We start from the raw sequence: 18,196 nt of genomic DNA on the forward strand, positions 1-18,196 counted from the left end.
GAGAAATAAGGATAAAAGTTGCATTATGTCTGATTCATCAAACTTAACTTGGCCAAGGCCGTTAGGTAAACACGATTACCCACTTTTAGATAACCTGCCATGCGCTATGATAGAAATAGACAGTCATGGTGAAATCACTTGGTGTAATCACGCTTTCGCCGATACTATCGAATATTCGATAGATGAATTAGCTAACCTGTCACTAATCGAATTAATTTTTCCCAATTTAACGCCTGAACAAGCTATCTATCAATTTGGACAGTTTTACCAACGCTCAGGTCAAAAAGGCCTGGACCTTGCCTATCAAATTAAAACAAAACAAGGCACTAGCCTGGCATTAAAATTCAGTCTTACAGCAAAAAATTTTGATGACTATCGCTTATTAAGTGCCAGTCCAATCGATTTAAAGCTCGTTTCTGCTGTTACTGAACAGACCTCTAGCCCTGATACCTCGCACGCAGATCTCAACCATTTACCCTGTTGTGCATTATTGGTAAACCAAAGTGGTTTGATTATTTCGGCAAATACAAGTTTTGCACAAACTTATGGCTACCCTGTTGAGGAGCTAGTCGGCCTGCCCATTCAATTACTATTACCCGAAGAGCTCGGTTACAAACACACCTTTTATCTAAGGGAAGTGTGTAAAGAGAAGCAATCACTGGCAATGGATAAAGGTGTAAAATGTTGGGCAATTGATGCTTATGGTTTAAAGCACTATGTCAGTTTAGGAATGGCTTCATTTCGTCACTTACAAAAAGACTGTATGTTAGTCACCTTACTCGACATCAGTCATCAACATTCAATCGAAAGACAGCTGCTAAACCTGACAAAGGAATTTGCCATTGCCACAGAATCAGCGCAAATTGGCATTTGGATATACTATCCAAGTGAAAACAATTTAGAATGGGACAAGTTGATGTATCGCATGCATCAGGTCCATCCGTTAAAATATACGCCTAAAATCACCAGTTGGCTGAACTTAATTGACGACCAAAACAGCCGAGATAAATTTCAGCACCAACTCACTCAAGCCATCTCAAAAAATGGTCAATTTGAAACCTCGATCAAACTAAAAACACCAGAAGAGCAATTTAAATACCTACAAATATTTTGTCGGTTTGAAAAAGAAAATGGCCAAATCAAAGGTATTGGTTACTGCCGAGATTTAACCCACCAGTATCAAGCCGAGCATGATTTAAAGCTAGCGGCCCAAGAAAACGCCATGTTGGCTAAAGTAGTTGAAAGCACAAACAATGCTGTTGTCATTACCGACGCCGATGAAAAAATACAATGGGTCAATCAAAGCTTTACTCGTATCTCGGGGTATCACGAAGATGAAGTATTAGGTAAAAGGCCCAAAGATTTTTTGCAGCGAGGTGGTATTGAACAAGATGTATTGCGCCGCATGCGTGTTGCTATTACTAATGCGACCCCTTTTACCGAAGAGGTGCTTAATTACTCAAAACAAGGAAAGAGTTACTGGTTAAAAATTTACTGTCAGCCGCTATTTGAAAATGACAAATTAATCGGCTTTATGGCCTTACAATCAGATATCACAGAGCAAAAACAGACAGAACAAGCATTACAAGCTTCGCTTTCGCTACAAAAAGGCATACTCGATAGTGCTAACTTCAGCATCATCTCGACAACCTTAGATGGCACTATCACCACGTTTAACCACACCGCTGAAAAACTATTAGGCTATCGTTCAGACGAATTAGTCGGCCAGCAAACACCAGCATTAATTCATCAGCCAGATGAAGTCATCGCTCGTTCAGCTCAATTAACCAAAGAGCTCAACTATGATGTTGAAGTCGGTTTTGAAACCTTTGTAGCCAAAGCTAAATTGGGGCTACCCGATGAAAACGAATGGACCTATATACGCAAAGATGGTTCGAGTTTTCCCGTACAATTATCCGTCACCGCGCTTTATGATGAGCAAGGCAACATAAATGGCTTTTTAGGCATAGGTAAAGATTTAAGTAAAATAAAACAACTCGAAGCAGAGAAAAGGCGTTCACAACAAGTATTAGAAACAACCGGGAAAATGGCTAAATTGGGTGGCTGGGAACTCGATTTAGCCAATAATGAGCTTTTTTGGAGTGAAGAAGTTTTTCATATCCACGAAGTGCCGCTCGATTACAAACCGCGTGTTGAACAAGCTATTAATTTCTATGCCCCAGAAGTCAGAGATGTGATCACCGCTGCTGTGGAACAAGGTATAGCCAACGGCCTTGGTTGGGATGTGCAATTGCCTTTTATCACAGCCAAAGGACGACATATCTGGGTAAGGGCAACAGGGCGAGCTATTTACCAAGACGGTGCTCCCATTCGCCTATTAGGAGCATTTCAAGATATTACCGATTTAAAACGTGCAGAAGAACAAGCAAAAGCAGCAAACAAGGCAAAAAGTGAATTTTTAGCCAATATGAGTCATGAGATCAGAACTCCGATGAATGGCATCATAGGCATGAATGATCTGTTGCTAAAAAGTGAGCTCAATGATTCTCAACGCCACTATGCCACACTACTTGAATCAAGCAGTAAGGCGTTATTAAATCTGCTCAATGATATTCTCGATTTGTCAAAAATTGAAGCGGGTAAGATGCACTTAGAGCTTATTGAGTTTGACTTACACAAGCTAGTATCAGAACTGGCTGAAACTTTGAGTATTCGAGCACACAATAAGTCACTAGACTTTGCTTTTTACATCGCGCCGAAAGTTCCAACATATATCATTAGCGATCCACACAGATTAAGACAAGTTCTCAGCAACTTACTGACAAATGCAATCAAGTTTACTGAACAAGGTCACATTTATCTTTCTGTCGATGTCAATCAATCTCAAGTTACTTTCAACGTGTTAGATACAGGTATTGGTATTGCCAAAGAGAAAGTAGAAGAGCTGTTTGATAAATTTACTCAAGCAGATGCCTCCACTACTCGTAAGTATGGCGGAACTGGTTTAGGTTTGACCATATCTAAACAACTTGCACGCCTTATGGGCGGTGACATCCAAATAGATAGTGAAGAAAATATTGGCTCAACTTTTAGCTTAAACATACAGTTTAAACCAGCCTCAAACCCAGAAATTCAAAACCCCTATTTCGAATCATCGACCGATAAAGTAGCGTTATTGATCAAAGGAAAAATCCATCAACAAGTGACCCAGCAAGTTTTGCAAAATGCGGGGGTATCTTGCCAACTAATTGATGACCTAGAACAAATTTCAACGAATTCATCACACAACTTGCTGATCATAGATACCGAATTATTACCCGACGAATTAGAACACCCAGCGCTCATTCAAAGTCCAATTTTGTTAATTGGTAAAAGCTCACCACAAAAGCACGATGGCTTTTGTCACTTAGCCCAAATGGTGAGCAAACCGATTAAAGCAAATGAACTGATTAAGTATGTTGAAACGTCGCTCAATCAACAAGGTCAGACGAAACTGGATATTAGGACGGTTGAAGTAGAAGAGCCGGTTACTACGGCAGATAGCCAGCCGAGTATTTTACTCGTAGAAGATAATTTCATTAACCAACAAGTTGCGCTCATTATGCTACAAAACCTTGGCGCTAAGGTCATTACAGCGAATAACGGCCAAGAAGCATTAGATATCATTAACAATGAAGAACTGTTTTTTGATGCCATTTTAATGGACTGTCAGATGCCAGTTTTAGATGGCTACGAAACAACGGAGCGCATTAGACAGCACAACTTACCTATCATCGCAAATGTACCTATCATTGCGCTAACAGCCAATGCGATGCAAGGTGACGAAGATAAGTGTTTTGCAGCAGGGATGAATGCGTATTTGACTAAACCAATTGTCTCGGAAAAGCTTGCCAAAACCTTAAATCGCTTACTTGATAAAACACTTAATTAAGTTTGGCAATAGGGTTAAAGCCAGCGGCTTTACGCTGCTCGTAAAGCCACTCTATGTTTCAAGTACAACCTTTGCCATATATATATCGGACGGATAAGATTCGTGCTCAGAATAATAGCTGATATACAAGTGACCTTGCTTTTCTATCATAGCTGGGTATGAATTATCCCCCGCTGAAGGTAAGGCAAATAAAGGTAAAAGCTTAGCTTGATATTGTCCCAAGTTGTTTTCATTTATTTGTATTTCAAGCAGATAAGTTTGTGGACCTTTAGCTTTAGTGAACACCCTTGAACACGTTAAAATTCGGCCGTCTTTGAGCTGAATTAGGCATGGGCCACCAAGGTAATAAACCAAGTCAATCCACTGCCACTTTTTATAAGGCGCTTTGGCAATACCAAGCTGGGCAGAGCCTGTTCCTGCATCGCGCCTTAACAAGCATATAGCCTCGCCTTTTTGGTTAAAAATAATATCGCTTTCATTGGGATAACCCTTTCCATGGGTAGCTAAACTCATTAAATCATTCACGGTGCAGTCTAAATAACGTTGTGGATTCCCTTGATATAATGCAACACGGTTTTCTGAACGACGATAAGCAATACCTAACGCTTCTTTTTGATTGGGTATCCATCTCAATCGCCATAACCACCAGTTATTTGGCGAAACCAATTTAAAGGCTGACCAAGTTTTAGCATCCTGAGAAAAGCTAACACAACTTTTGTTTTCAATATTAACACCCTGCTGATTAAACACCTTGCGGTAGAACAAACAACAAAGTTGATTGTCTGGGGTGATAGACAGTTTCGGATCACGTAAATCAGCATTGTATTGAGCAAGCGTTGAGTGTTTTGACCATTTATTTAGGTCGCTTGAGCTCAAGATAATAATCTTGCCGTCTTTACTGACATGATTTGTCGCTTGGCGGTAACAAACATAGAAAGTACCTTGAAATTCAATAAAGTCGGTAAAGGCATTGTGAAATGCATTTTTTGGTGAAATCTGTTGGCTACAAAGCAGTTCCATTAGTTTTCCTTTGCAAGATTGACTTGATATTCAATTTGGTCGAGTAAGAAGTTTAGACTAGCTAAGTTGGGCTCTCTAAGTGCCGGGGATCGGGTTAGGCTCGTATAACCTTGCATAAGTGCAAGTAGATTGCGGGCATAAGCTTGAGCATCCATTTCGTTGGATAAAGCATGGCTTAAATTCACTTTAAAACCTTCTTCAATTGATAACAAAGATGCATTAATAAAACGCAAAGCTTGCTCACTGATACACGAAGCTTCATTGAGGCTTAATGCAAGTAAGCAGCCGGTTTCTGAAAAGGTCGTAAATAAATAATCAAAGGCGCGTCGAATATTATTAAAACCCAGAGGCTCTGTCGTGAGAATAGGTGATAAGACTTGCCTTTCTTTACTAACAAAAGCATCGAGTACTTGTAAAAAAAGGGCTTCCTTGTTGCCAAATTCATTGTACAAGCTTTTTTTATTTAGACCGGTTACCGCCATTAAATCGGCCATACTCGTCGACTCATATCCTTTTTCTAAAAAAGCCCGAGTCACTACTTCTAATACCACTTCCCGGTCATATGCTTTTGTTCTTGCCAATATTTGTCTCCTCCACCTTGTACTTTTATTTTACACCACTTGGTAAAAAATAGCTTGCAGCTTTAATTTTTCTCGCCTAATCTGTTTTACACCAATCGGTTACTTATAAATTTATGGAGAATAATATGCAGGCAATTGGCAAGGTTTATCATTTATTTCAGTTTGACCGCTCTTTAAAAGTTAGGTGGTTAGCGAAAGAGCTCAACCTTTCTTTAGAAGCAGTTAAGTTAGATGCCCAGCAAGGAGAACATTTAAAACCGCCATTCAGCCATTTAAACCCATTTGGTTTGGTGCCTACTTATGAAAACTTAGCCGGCGAGATCCAATTTGAAGCAGGTGCAATATGTTTATCATTAGCAAGAGAATACCAACCTGAACTACTTGATGAGACTAGTAATGAATTTAACCAGTGGCTGTTTTTCTTAACCAGTTCTCTGGATCAATTGAGCGGAAACTTGATATCGCTAAGAGTGTTTGGTGATTCAGAAGACATAAAATCAAGAACCAAGTCGCGATTACCTCACAAACTCGATGCTCTTGAAAATAAGCTCAAAGGACAGACTTACTGGCATAAAAATCAGTTCAGTTTGCTTGATATATTTGCATGGCAAAATTTAGCTTACCTAAGAGCGGTTGGAGAATTGAGCGAAGCGACCTACCCTGAGCTAAATCGCTATATTTTAGCGTTAGCAGAACGCCCAGCTCTTGCAGCATTTAGCCCAGAAAAATTACTATTTCCAACAGAGGAAGCTAAAAACTAAATCAAGCTTATTCTGTCACAGCAGGTATTTTGGATGCGAGTTCATCCAATATCTGCTGCTGTTGGGGAGATAAATCGACGCCTTCAAGTAAACTGAACATATCTTGGGTCAATGCTTTTTGGTCAACAGATAAGCCCTCGCCAGCATCAATACTAGACAGCACTTTTAAGATATTTAACATGACACGTATGTTCTTAGGCGTCAGGGCTAACGCTTGATTGAGTGTGGTTAATGCTGAATCAAAGCGGTTCTTTTTATAATGCTCTGCAGCCATGCTATTGAGTTGCTTGGCTGTAAATGGGATCGTCATTCGATGATCCATTTCTTGCTCGATATAACGAGAAACAACATGACTTGTTAAATTATCACCCACTATTTGGTTTTTAATCGCTTCAAGTAAAGCCAAGGCATCTTCTTTTTTACCCAGTTCGTGAAAAACTTTAACTTTGTCTAGATTATCTTCTAGCGACGAACTGGCTTTTAATGTCAGGTGGGTTTCAACGAGTCGCTCGGCTAAAGCCTGCTCTTCTCTAACATTGTGCAACCGAGCTTTTGCCACGATAACTTGTTCTTTGAGTTCAACAATATCCTGACTACTCGACTCCACATGTTGAATATAGCTTTCAACTTGTTTGGCAACTTTATTAGATTGCTCGCCATTGAGCGTAGAAGCAAAATCGATACCTGAGCGAATCACATTTAACATCAGTTCAGGTGAGTCATGGATGGAGTTTCGGGCATATTTTGCCATGGCTTGAGTAGCTTTAAACTGTCCTTCATGATCATGAGTAAGACGAGCCAAATCCCAAATTTTTTTATTTCTCTCGATATTCCTCGGCGATAATTTGGCGGCTTTTTGCATCAAATCATACGCTTGTTCGTATTCTTCTTGATCAATATGATATTGAGCGAGTAAGTCATAGGTTGCAAAGCGGGTGTCGGGCTTATCTTGTAATTCAAGCAGCAAGTCCTGTATCTCGTCCATTTTATCCTGCTTCATCAATGCTTTTGCATAACCTAAATAAGCCCAAGATAACTTATTGGATTCGAGCAGTTTTGTAAAAAATGCCTCGGCTTCTTGATACTCCGCAATTGCTAAGAAACTCTCACCTTTCATTCTTTGTAAATGCAGATGAAATTTTACCATTTCTTTATCTAGTAAATGTCGCTCAGCATAATAGATGGCTTTACCATAAGCTTTGGTATCAACGGCGGTATATACGTCAAATAACTTTTGTTTAATTTCTAAAGTAGCGGCAAGTCTGTCTTGTACTTGTTTTGGAGAAAGTGGTTTTACCCAAAAATCATCAGGCTGTAATTCAACAATACTGTTAACCAGTGTTTCAGCAGTGTCGGCACTTAAAAAAATCAGCACAGTTCTTTTAGTGACATAACCTTTAAACTTCATTTCCTCGAGGAGGTGAAATCCATCTTTATCGGACTGGACATTAAAAGCACAAATAACAATGTGAAAAGGCATTTGTTGGCATAATCTTAGGGCGTAATAAGCATTTTCTGCCGTTTTAATATTGTTGACCCCAAGTTCGAACAAGGCAGATTTAATCGTATTGTGAACCAGTGTTTGGTCATCAATGATCAATACATTTAAAGAAGGGTAATGCGCTAAATCTTGTTTATCCATTTCCAAATTAAGCCACTAATTATCATAATTACCTAAATAAAGCATATAAAAAACAATGAATTTAGTCGAACTTATCCTCGTGCTTATTGCGCATTAGTAATCTAGTGAAATGGCAGTTGAGCTTTTATCTCGATATCTAAGGTTAGCGTTTCGCTTATCAGTAGCCGACATAGTGCTAACCATACTTAAACACGTATGCTGCAGCTGTAGTGATTAAATGGCGTATTAAGAAAAAAGAATGCAAAGGCGCTAAAAGAAAAAAGCCGCATTTAATACGCAATGCGGCTTTATTGAGCTAAAACAGTAGCTAGAGATCGATAAACAGTGTTTTATCGATAGTCACATTTTGCTGGTGGATGACATTTCCATCACTGTCTTTTTGAATCAGTGTATGCGGTGTATACATCACTTTTTGGTGATTATAAAGGTCACGAACACCATGATGATTAACATCACTGCCCTCTTGCCATTCAACCGGCCTAATCATCATTTGTCTAAGTGGGATAGGTGTCACTGAACCTGGTGCAAGCTGCTGTTCAGATAAAAGCGGTAACCCATGGGATATCGCGATAAGGAGCGGTGCTGAAGGTAGCTGGATTAGTTAACTCAACGCTTGCATCGCTAAAGTCGATGTAGTGGTCGTCAGTTTGTAATGACTAGCTATACTCACCATCGTTAAGGTTTTTCATATAATTAACAAAATGAATTGCCTGCATCTGTGGAAATTCAGTTTGTCTAAAACCTGCTTGCTGTCGTTCTGTGATGAGTTCACCATCAAGCCAAAAACGAGCGACATCAGTATAATTGGTTGAAGCGTCATTGACGCTAACCCAAGCATCCACCCTGTGCCATTGCCCAGGAACCATTTGTGCTAATAAGTTATCACCGTGATACTGAGTAAGCTCACCACTGCCCGTTCCAACGGCTAAACGCGGTGGACTAAAAATACCTGAAGCACCAATCCCAGGCCCGCCAACTAAACCTGAAGTTGTACTGCGATCAGGTTGAAAAGAAATAAAGTTTGCTTGATTCGCTTTATGCGTACTAAGGTTGGCAAAATCACCTGACAAGCGTACCCAAACGGATGCAAAGTATTGGTTGACCTCTGTTTGGTCTTTGACATCTACGGATAAGTTATAACGCACATCATGGGTTCGAGTATCGCCGAAGCGAGTCGTGATAGGTTGATAAGTTTTGGTTGGAGCCGTATCGTTTTGACCCGCGCTTTCGTGTAACACGCTAAATTGACTGCCAGCTCGATTATTTGTATCAGTAATGCTTGCCCAGCTATTGGTTAGGCCCGCTTCATCTATTGCCCCTGTTTCAGCATCATCGAATCGAAAATGCATATATTGATTATCGTTATAGTCAAGCTTACGGCCAAACTGACTGCCTTTAACAGTACTGATGACTTCGCCTACTTCGTTTGTTTGTTTGTTTAGTAACATAATCTGCACTAGGTGATGCTAATGCTGGAAATGCGAGTAAATGTAGGGCGCAAAACCCTAACTGCCATTTATACCTGCCCTTATTCATTGCAGTCCTACTCCTTTAAGTTAAATATTTGTGCTTAATTAGGGTATGAAATCAAAAATCACACAGCAAAGGTTAGGTAGTGAAAGTGTGAACTCGGACATAACAACAGAGAAATAACTTGAATGTCATCGATTAGACATGAAAAGAAAAGATATTGAAGAATCGGATGTAGTTGTACAAATCAATCAAATAAAAGTGCAACTGAAGCCGCGATTGAACGCTCTAGCACGATTAAATCAAAACACAATTGACTCTTTGTTGAAAGGCATTATCAGGGTATTTAAATAGACTTAAATACCCCTTATAAAACATATTATTACTGTAAATAGACTTTAACGTTAGCAGAAGCACCTATTCTAAACTCTTTATCTAAGTGATCACTGACCATAATTTTCACCGGCATTCTTTTGACTACTTTAGTGAAATTACCCGTGGCATTTTCAGGAGGTAAAACGCTAAAAGTTGAACCGCTTCCACTTGATATACTCTCAAGAATGCCGACAAAAGTAACATCTGGGTAAGTGTCTATTGTAAATTCTGCTTTTTGCCCTTGTTTCATATTGCCAATTTGAGTTTCTTTAAAGTTAGCTCTAATCCAAGCTTTCTGCTGACAAGAGACAATACTGGCTAAAGGCTGACCGATTTCAATATAGTCACCGGAAGATACGCGACGATTGGTAATTTTCCCGGTACTCTGGGCTAAAATGCTCGTCCGCTTTAAATTGATATTGGATAACTCATATTCAGCCTTGGAAAAATCAACATCAGCTTTAGCTGTGGTTACTTTAGCTTGTGCGTTATCTAGCACGATAGACGTCGACTCTTCAAATGCCACTAAATCATTTTTAGCATTCAATAAATTATTTTTTTCTATTGCTAATAACCCCTCTAGACTTTTTAATTTAGAAGACAGTGCAGAATGTTGTGCTAATTTAGACTCATACAAGCGTTTGGTATTTTTGTACTCTCTTTCCGAAATCGCTTTTTTACTGGTCAGTTGATTAGCGAGCTCAAAGTCTTCTTTCAAAAAGTTAAGGTCAGTCTCAGACGATTGTAACTGCTGCTTTGCTTCTTCTATTGAAGCGACCATAGAATTAATTTTTTCTTGTGCAGATTGTGTTTCAGCCACGAGTTCTTGGCGTTCTTTTTCTCTGTCGACTTTAAGTAAATACACATTATTCTGCGCTTCTTTATAGCTCTGTTTTTTAATATTGAGCAATGCTTGTGTTCGACTGACATCAGCGACAAACTGAGCACTTTCCAGACTCACTATTTCATCGAATTGTTTGACGCTTTGATTATCCTCAAACGTTATTTCATTTATTATCCCATTGACCTCAGAGACAACATCAATAACATCACACTGCACCGTTGCATTATTCGTTGACTCGATATGACGAGTCGAATAACTCCAGCCACTTATGACCAGTACAACTGCGAATATCACCAGTCCAACCTGGCTTCTTAAGTCTGAAAAAAAAGTTTTTACTTTACTCATTGTTTTATTCCGTAAAATATTTGAAGTAATAGTGATTAAGAAACGGCTTCAGGTTTTGGTTTTAGAGATAAACCAAAAGAAAGCACCAACATTATCAGAAAGCCTAAAGTGATTATTTGAAATAAATTCATATAGGTAAGTGCCTGAACTTGCTCAGTTACCCTTCCATTCAATGCCCTGTATGCTTTTTCTAACGCGAATAAAGAGCTCGACGTTTCACTGTAAAAGAAGTCAATAACACCATTAAAACGCTTGTATAAAACAGTGCTCGATAAGGTCACATTGTGTCTTAACAATTCCCATGTACGTAATTGATAATGAGTAATCAGCGTAGAAAAAGCGGCAATGCCAATTGTGCTTCCCAATAAACGCGTAGTTGCTTCAAGTGCTGCGGCATTGGGCATTTTGGGTTTTGGAATACTGATTAACGCTGCGGTCGTCACAGGGCCTAATATAAATGCGGCACTCACACCTTGAATAATTTGAGGCAGAATCATATCGTGCCAACCGGTTTCAGCGGTAAACCCAGACATCATCACGCCGCTTAAGATCCCCATTCCGATACCGAAAGTAATCAGAGCAATTGCAGGCACGCGATTAAACAGCCATCCTACAAATGGAAACGCTAGCATCATAACAAAAGCACGAGGTGCCATTGCGGTCCCTGCCTGGGTAGGAGAAAACTCCAATAATTCCTGCATATAAATAGGCAGAACAAATAACGTTCCACTAATCAAAAACGCAGCAAAGAAGTTCAACATGTTTGCGGTAGCAAACACGCGGTACTGGAGAATTCTAAAATCAAGTAATGGCTTTTCGACCATTAAAGAATGGGCAATTAAAAATGCCCAAGATGCAAAAGAGACAACTATCAGCAGTAAATTAAAGTCATCTTCAAGCCAAAAGGTGCGCTCTCCTCGCTCCAATAACCAAATTAAGCTGATAACACTGATTAAAAGTAAAATGACACCCATAAAGTCAAAGTGTGATGTTTTTTTATTTTCTTCGGTATTTTCATTAACAAGGAACTTTCGAACCATCACAGCACTGATAATGACAATCGGTATATTGAGAATGAAAATTAACTGCCAACTGTATTGGTCAATGATGATTCCACCTAGCATGGGCCCAAAAGCGGGACCAAACATTATGGAGGTACCGTACAAGCCAATCACTAAGCCGTGCTGTTTAGGAGGGAAGGTTTTTCGTAATATGACCCCCTCTACAGGTAACAAAACCCCCGCACCTAAACCTTGAATTACCCGAGCAAAAACAAGCTGCTCTAGTGTCACTGACATACTGCAAAAAACAGAGCCTGCAGCAAAAAAAGCAAGCCCACCTAAATAGACGCTTCGACTGCCATAGCGTCCAACAAACCACGCAGATAAAAACATACACGTCATCGACGCAATTGCATAACTTGTGCTTACCCAGCTTATTTCAGCTATCGTTGCAGAAAAAATCCCTCTTAAATTAGGAGTGGCAACAAAAAGGATAAACGTATCTAAAGAGGACATGATCCCCCCCAATGATACAGAAAATGCAATCAACCACTTTTTCTTAGAATCATCCATTAGTTATCTCTACTCCAATAACAATAAAGTTTAAGGGGTTACATAAAATAAAAAGCCTATGTAGTAACGAAAATGGCAATACTCGCCTTTTTTAGTCACTTTTTGCGGCGTTATATTGTGCTAATTTTCAAGCCCTCTCTACCTGTCAGATATTACAATGTTCTGTTTCTAGCTATCGATATAACATGCTGCACGCCTCTTAAATTGGCCTTATCCAAAGCCCAATTTTCTTGGTCACAATTAAATTTCAACGCATTTACTTTGAGAAAAAGTTGAACAATGGAGCAGGTAGCGTGAATTCAATAGATAATGAACAGCTGAATAGAAAAATACGGAAATTAGGGGCTATTGAGTCAAGAATGGCACTTTTCCATGCGAATTTGAGCGGTTCAACTCAAGGCACGCAGATTATAGATTTTAAAGCCAATAGCTTGCTATCTGATGAGTTATTAATAAAAGCGCTACATTATCTATATCAAAAATACATACCTTTACAGTGCAGTATTCAAAATAAAAACAATGAGCTGTGGTTTTGCCAAAATGTAGATTTCACTGACATTGAAATCAAAATAGTCCAGCTCAGTAAAGGACATGAAAAACAAACGATCATTAGCGACTGTGTCGATAAGCCATTAGTGCAAGAAAAGGCTCTGTGGAAAATAACAATCCTCAAAGAGGATGCTAATGAAAATTATACTTTAGCCTTCAGTGCTCACCATTCTATTATTGACGCTAATGGTATGCATGAATTAGCCAATACGTTTTTTGAGATTTTAAATACACTGCTTTTAAAACGTGAATATAGTCTCGAAAATGTTATTGAGCTGCCAGAGCCTATCGATGATTACCTGTATGGCAACGTGCCGAATACACCGCCAACAAACCTTAAACCACCTCGTCAACATGACATTGAATGCCCTATTTCACATCGTAAAACAGGCTGGAAAAACATCATTATTGAACCTGAGATGCTTCAATCTCTTAATCAAGGTTTAACTGAAAATAAACTCAAACTGAATTCAATTATCTCAGCCGCTTTTTGTTTAGCTATCCATGACAACGCATTTTTACAAACGCCTTTTAATTTTGGTACAGCAGTCTCTTTGAGGTTTTTACAAAATAACACCGCGGGTTCGAACCTGGGTTGTTATATGTCGATTGCCGAAAATACCATCGACACCAACAATCAGAATATCGTTGAACTAGCCACAGTATATGAGAAGGCGCTGCTACATAAAATGATGACGTCTTGCTTATCACCGATGGACAATAACTATGAAGAAATTGATAGCGGCACCAAAAAACTCTCAACACTAAACCAATTTATCCAAGGCGTTGGTATCACCAACATGGGTAGCATAGAGATAACGTCAAACTACGAGCAGTTACAAATCATTGATTACATGATGCTGGCTAACCGCGTCGCCGCTAACTTCTCAATTGTGATTCATTGTTATGAATATTTAGGTAAACAACATATCAACCTTGTTTACCCTCAGCCCTGCTTATCAGACGAAATGGTAGAAAAGTTATCAACGTCTTTGTATTTGCACCTGCAAGCATACTCAAAAAACACAACCGCAGATGAACCACTAGTTGAGTATGCGTAAGTCCAATATTGACCACAACCCATGTAACAAGTAACTCAGGATTTATTATGAACGACTTAAATGTAGAAAAAATCGAAGCACAATTAATTTCAATTATTGCTAGCGTAAAAAACCTCACATCAACAGATATATCTTTACAGCCTGAAGATGATTTCATAAGCCAATACGGTTTAAGTAGTATGGATGCTGTTTCGCTTAGCGTGAAAATCAGCCAAGTTTTTGGCTTTGGTTTTGGCCAAGAAGTGGAAGATATAGACGGCTTATCTTCATTTGGTGCCCTTACACAACTTGTACAAAAAAGAGCAGCCTAATATGCAAGCGTTAACTCATCGTGTTCTTCATTGGGCTGATACTCAGCCCAATAAAATGGCAATAGATGATGGTTCACAAGCACTTAGTTATCAAGAGCTTGCGGCACGTGCCAAAATACTTGCATCACACTTACAAGCAGTAGGAGTAGAGCCAGGCGATCGCGTTGTGATCTTACTACCTAAAAGCAACGATGCTATCGTTGCTATATTGGGTACCTTATTGGTCAATGCGACTTATGTCCCGGTCGATACAAGCTCACCTAAGCCCAGGCTGCAGAGTATTTTAGATGACAGTGAAGCAAAAGCCATTGTTGTCAGTGACTCAACCAGTAAGTGGTTCAACTGTGCACCAGTAGTTAACATTAAAAACGCGCAAGCTATCTCATCTTCTCGTTTCGAACCTTCCGATACTGATTTATCCAGCCCTGCTTACATTCTATATACCTCAGGCTCTACCGGTACACCTAATGGTGTATGTATTAGTCACCAAGCAATGTACGCTTTTTTTACTGCGGTTAATTGCTACATGGGCATAACACGTAATGCGAGATGCATGAATACTTCAGCATTATATTTTGATGTATCCATTGCAGATGTATTGTTACCTCTATATCAAGGTGCGTCTGTATGGTTAGGCCCCAATATTCCATTACCGCTGAGGTATTTGGATATTCTATCGACTAATCGCATTACTCACTTTTGCGGTGTCGGTTCAACACTGACCATGTTAAGCGCAATAGAAGGTTTCAATGAAAATAACTTCGCTGACCTTTCATGCATCATGACGGGCGCAGAAGTGTTAAACCCAAACACCATTGCAAAGTGGTTAGATGCGGCTCCCAATACCATAGTATTAAATGGTTATGGCCCAACAGAAACCACCTGTGTTTGTACCGTTTTTGAAATATCAAAAGAAAATATTAAGCACTATTCAGATTTCCCTATAGGTACTCCGCTTCCTGACATTAACGTCATGTTAGATAAAAAAGACGGTAACGATTTTGGAGAGCTATGTATAGCAGGCCCTCAAGTGATGAACAATTATTTGAAAAGGGATACCTTAAACCATACTCGGTTATTTATTCATAATGATAAGCGCTATTACCGAACTGGAGATAGAGTGCAATATGACCAAGATGGCAACTTAATATTCCTTGGCCGTATTGATGAGCAAGTAAAAGTTAATGGCTATCGCATTCATTTAGGCGAAGTGGCAGCACCTTTTCTAAAAACAAAAGGCGTTCAAGACGTCGTTGTCTTAAAAGTTGATCACGCCCAACACGGTGAGTGTCTCGCGGTTATTGTTAAAGTGAAAGATTTAACAATGGATCTCAGTTCTTTAAAAACAGAAGCTAGTAAACAGCTGCCATCGTACATGCGTCCTCTATTGATTGCGCAAATAAATAAAATGCCTTTAAGCGCGAGCGGCAAGGTTAATGCTAAGTTAGTGCGTTCGTTAGCACTTGAACATTATCAACAAGAAAGCAGTTACGAAAGCATCATAGCCACTGATAATGAGGAGTTAGCAGTTGTTTGATAATAGAAGTGACTTAATCAAGGAGCATTTGGCAGTTCAAGAGATGCTAGCGACTAAAGAGCAAATAACCAAGCTTCTTTCTAGCTTTATTGAACCTGCTGACAACAGCATCGCCTTAAGTTGTACAGAGGTTATTTCTCAATATCACCAGCAGCTTGCCACAGCAAAAGAAGCAGTGCGAGAACACCCACAAAAACAGCTCATTTTACAATCTATAATGGATGAGAGTTTAGGGGCACTGCCTTCACTTCTAGCCAGTGAATTAATCGCTTATCAATTAAATATCGTCGCTAAGCTTTTAGATACAGGCGATACCGTTGAAAAAAGCGCGACGAGCACACTGCAAGCGATTGCTTCAGGCAAAACACTTTTTAGCCGGATAGCTTATGAGCTAGAGAATGAAATAACGCCAAGCAAAACGAATATCATTGCAACCTGTAAAGGAGACACGTGGCAGCTAAATGGTGACTTACCGCCAGTATTACTGTCTCCTGAAGTCAATATGCACCTAGTATTTGCCAAAGTTGAGCAAACGCAAAACCTCGCCGCTTTTGTGATATCAAGAAATTCGTCAGGTATAAGTGAAAGTTCGCAGACCCAACTTTCAATCAGTGATCGTTTTACGGTTGCAAACCTGACTCTCGACAAAGTGGAGGTAGGCGAACTTCACCGGTTAAAACACCTTAATCCAGAAATAATAAGAGAAGCATTCTTAAATCATCGGGTTTTATCTTGCCTGAGATTAAATAATAGAACGCGAATCAATTTAGATAATATCACTGCTTTTTTGCGCTCGAGAAAATCAAATAATAAGCCACTTCTTGATAATGATGTTTTAAAGCAAAAACTCGCGACTTTTGAAGCGGAATGGTTAACAAACAAAGCGCTCACTAATAAAGCGTTAACCAAGGTATTAGTTGATGACAGCTGTAAAGAATTGACTCATGCAGCTAAATTTTTAACCAGTCAATTAATGCAACAAGTATCAAAAGAAGCAATGCATTTAGGCGGCGTCAAACACTACCAAAAAGGCAGTCGTTTATCTGGTCATTATCAGGAATCGTTTTGGGGTACGCTTTTCTTAGAATCAGAAGAGTATTTACTCAATGATATCCATACTGAAACAAACAACTATTCAGGGAATGTGCAATGAACCTTAACGACAACATATTTAAAAAACATGTGCAAGCGTGGTTCGAAAGCGAAATTAAACCTAATATTCAGGCCTGGTCTGAACAAGATGTCCTGCCGATAAGAGCGCTGATTAAGTCCTTATCTGATTCAGAGCTGTTAGTATCAGGTTGGACAGAACCCTATGGCCAAAACAACATAAGAAAACAACTCTATTTGCACTATACCCTTGCCCAACAACCTATTGGTGGCATAGGGTTATGTTTAACATCTCACATTGATATTGGGGCAAGGTGTTTACTCGAAAAAGGGAGTCAAAGTCTCATTTTTAAGTGGCTGCCAAAAGCATTAAACGGTGAAGCGATATTCTCTCTTGCGATGACAGAACCCGATGCGGGTAGTGACTTACAGGGCATAGGCTTTTCAGCAGAGCAAAGTGACGATGGTTGGGTGCTAAATGGAACGAAAAGAGGCATCACTAACCTGCCCTTTGCTGATGTCGCCATTGTCTTGGCAAGAACGCATCCAAGCCGAAGCCCTTTCAGTTATTCCTTGTTTCTTGTCCCTTTAAATACTCAAGGGATCACTCGAGAGGATGCATTACCGACCATTGGCTATGAAGGTTGTTTGGGAGGCTTTAACGCGCAACAGGCGGTGATCCCAAATGAAAATTTAATTGGTCAGTCTGGTGCTGGGTTAATCATGTTAATGCAACATTTAGAAACGGAGCGCTTATTTGTCAGTGCAAGAATGCTCGGTTTAGCGGAGCATTTATTCAGTCGATTACTCTCCTTACCTAACGGTAAAAACAATCAAGCAGTAAAGCTAAAGATCGAATTAATCGCTTATCAAGAGTATTTTGAAGCTTGTGTTCAAAACCAAGAGCAAAAGCAATTATCAACCAAAGATTCTGCTGCCCTCAAATATATGGGCAGTAAACTTCTTAGTGCCTTAACACATGCCTATTCAGAACGGAGTGGCCTATCTGGCTATCTCAATGGCAATATGGCTGAGCGATATAGTACCGAAGCGATGGGTTTGTCTCTTGCAGGAGGAAGTAAGGAAATAATGCTATCACTGATAGGTGACGCTTTATAAGGAGA

The 18,196-nt window shown here is 39.6% G+C and carries 14 protein-coding genes; 7 read left to right on the top strand and 7 right to left on the bottom strand.

Going from position 1 to position 18,196, the window contains the following annotated elements; genetic code table 11:
* Positions 1-25 precede the first annotated feature (25 nt).
* Positions 26-3,892 carry a PAS domain S-box protein gene (locus tag HR060_RS00280; RefSeq protein ID WP_174198253.1) on the top strand — a complete coding sequence of 1,289 codons (3,867 nt, stop codon included), beginning with the start codon at positions 26-28 and terminating at the stop codon, positions 3,890-3,892.
* A gap of 51 nt (positions 3,893-3,943) precedes the next feature.
* Here the strand turns inward: HR060_RS00280 and HR060_RS00285 are convergent, their stop codons facing one another.
* Together HR060_RS00285 and HR060_RS00290 are read right to left on the bottom strand one after the other, a co-directional pair.
* Entirely contained in the window at positions 3,944-4,912 is a 969-nt protein-coding gene (locus HR060_RS00285) for a hypothetical protein (protein ID WP_174198254.1), read from the bottom strand.
* A complete protein-coding gene (locus tag HR060_RS00290) occupies positions 4,912-5,493 on the bottom strand; it encodes a TetR/AcrR family transcriptional regulator (protein ID WP_174198255.1) in 582 nt (193 codons plus the stop codon). Before HR060_RS00290 ends, HR060_RS00285 begins: the two co-directional genes overlap by 1 nt.
* Positions 5,494-5,618: 125 nt before the next feature.
* Here HR060_RS00290 and HR060_RS00295 point away from each other — a divergent pair, with 125 nt between their 5' ends.
* Positions 5,619-6,254, top strand: a complete 636-nt coding sequence (locus HR060_RS00295) for a glutathione S-transferase family protein (RefSeq protein WP_174198256.1) — start codon at positions 5,619-5,621, stop codon at positions 6,252-6,254.
* A gap of 7 nt (positions 6,255-6,261) precedes the next feature.
* Here HR060_RS00295 and HR060_RS00300 read toward each other — a convergent pair whose 3' ends face one another.
* The 5 genes from HR060_RS00300 to HR060_RS00320 all read right to left on the bottom strand — a co-directional run bounded on the left by HR060_RS00300 (position 6,262) and on the right by HR060_RS00320 (position 12,504).
* Complete coding sequence (locus tag HR060_RS00300; RefSeq protein WP_174198257.1) at positions 6,262-7,896, bottom strand: response regulator; 1,635 nt, start codon at positions 7,894-7,896, stop codon at positions 6,262-6,264.
* Positions 7,897-8,203: 307 nt separating this feature from the next.
* Entirely contained in the window at positions 8,204-8,410 is a 207-nt protein-coding gene (locus tag HR060_RS00305) for a hypothetical protein (RefSeq protein WP_174198258.1), read from the bottom strand.
* Between the two features lie 142 nt (positions 8,411-8,552).
* Positions 8,553-9,344 carry a hypothetical protein gene (locus HR060_RS00310; protein WP_174198259.1) on the bottom strand — a complete coding sequence of 264 codons (792 nt, stop codon included), beginning with the start codon at positions 9,342-9,344 and terminating at the stop codon, positions 8,553-8,555.
* 404 nt (positions 9,345-9,748) lie between these two features.
* Positions 9,749-10,930, bottom strand: coding sequence for an HlyD family secretion protein (locus HR060_RS00315; protein ID WP_174198260.1), 1,182 nt, complete (start codon positions 10,928-10,930; stop codon positions 9,749-9,751).
* Between the two features lie 35 nt (positions 10,931-10,965).
* Positions 10,966-12,504, bottom strand: a complete 1,539-nt coding sequence (locus HR060_RS00320) for a DHA2 family efflux MFS transporter permease subunit (RefSeq protein WP_174198261.1) — start codon at positions 12,502-12,504, stop codon at positions 10,966-10,968.
* A gap of 293 nt (positions 12,505-12,797) precedes the next feature.
* Between HR060_RS00320 and HR060_RS00325 the strand changes: the two genes are divergently transcribed.
* From HR060_RS00325 to HR060_RS00345, 5 genes are read left to right on the top strand one after another with little or no spacing between them, the layout of a single operon-like run.
* On the top strand, positions 12,798-14,114 hold the full coding sequence (locus tag HR060_RS00325; RefSeq protein WP_174198262.1) for a condensation domain-containing protein: 1,317 nt from the start codon (positions 12,798-12,800) through the stop codon (positions 14,112-14,114).
* Positions 14,115-14,161: 47 nt separating this feature from the next.
* Positions 14,162-14,425, top strand: a complete 264-nt coding sequence (locus tag HR060_RS00330; RefSeq protein WP_174198263.1) for an acyl carrier protein — start codon at positions 14,162-14,164, stop codon at positions 14,423-14,425.
* Position 14,426: 1 nt separating this feature from the next.
* Positions 14,427-15,962 (top strand): amino acid adenylation domain-containing protein, encoded by a 1,536-nt coding sequence (locus HR060_RS00335; RefSeq protein ID WP_174198264.1) that lies wholly within the window; start codon positions 14,427-14,429, stop codon positions 15,960-15,962.
* A complete protein-coding gene (locus HR060_RS00340; protein ID WP_174198265.1) occupies positions 15,955-17,115 on the top strand; it encodes an acyl-CoA dehydrogenase family protein in 1,161 nt (386 codons plus the stop codon). The genes HR060_RS00335 and HR060_RS00340 overlap by 8 nt, the downstream gene beginning before the upstream one ends.
* Positions 17,112-18,191, top strand: a complete 1,080-nt coding sequence (locus HR060_RS00345) for an acyl-CoA dehydrogenase family protein (RefSeq protein WP_174198266.1) — start codon at positions 17,112-17,114, stop codon at positions 18,189-18,191. Before HR060_RS00340 ends, HR060_RS00345 begins: the two co-directional genes overlap by 4 nt.
* The last annotated feature ends 5 nt before the right edge of the window (positions 18,192-18,196 follow it).

It is taken from the genome of Marinifaba aquimaris, from assembly GCF_013328345.1.
Classification (GTDB): Bacteria; Pseudomonadota; Gammaproteobacteria; order Enterobacterales; family Alteromonadaceae; genus Marinifaba; species Marinifaba aquimaris.

Bases quoted from the DNA above. Each gene is read 5' to 3' on its own strand.
- HR060_RS00280 (WP_174198253.1), top strand. From the start codon at position 26: ATGTCTGATTCATCAAACTTAACTTGGCCAAGGCCGTTAGGTAAACAC.
- HR060_RS00285 (WP_174198254.1), bottom strand. From the start codon at position 4,912: ATGGAACTGCTTTGTAGCCAACAGATTTCACCAAAAAATGCATTTCAC.
- HR060_RS00295 (WP_174198256.1), top strand. From the start codon at position 5,619: ATGCAGGCAATTGGCAAGGTTTATCATTTATTTCAGTTTGACCGCTCT.
- HR060_RS00300 (WP_174198257.1), bottom strand. From the start codon at position 7,896: ATGGATAAACAAGATTTAGCGCATTACCCTTCTTTAAATGTATTGATC.
- HR060_RS00310 (WP_174198259.1), bottom strand. From the start codon at position 9,344: ATGTTACTAAACAAACAAACAAACGAAGTAGGCGAAGTCATCAGTACT.
- HR060_RS00315 (WP_174198260.1), bottom strand. From the start codon at position 10,930: ATGAGTAAAGTAAAAACTTTTTTTTCAGACTTAAGAAGCCAGGTTGGA.
- HR060_RS00320 (WP_174198261.1), bottom strand. From the start codon at position 12,504: ATGGATGATTCTAAGAAAAAGTGGTTGATTGCATTTTCTGTATCATTG.
- HR060_RS00330 (WP_174198263.1), top strand. From the start codon at position 14,162: ATGAACGACTTAAATGTAGAAAAAATCGAAGCACAATTAATTTCAATT.
- HR060_RS00335 (WP_174198264.1), top strand. From the start codon at position 14,427: ATGCAAGCGTTAACTCATCGTGTTCTTCATTGGGCTGATACTCAGCCC.
- HR060_RS00345 (WP_174198266.1), top strand. From the start codon at position 17,112: ATGAACCTTAACGACAACATATTTAAAAAACATGTGCAAGCGTGGTTC.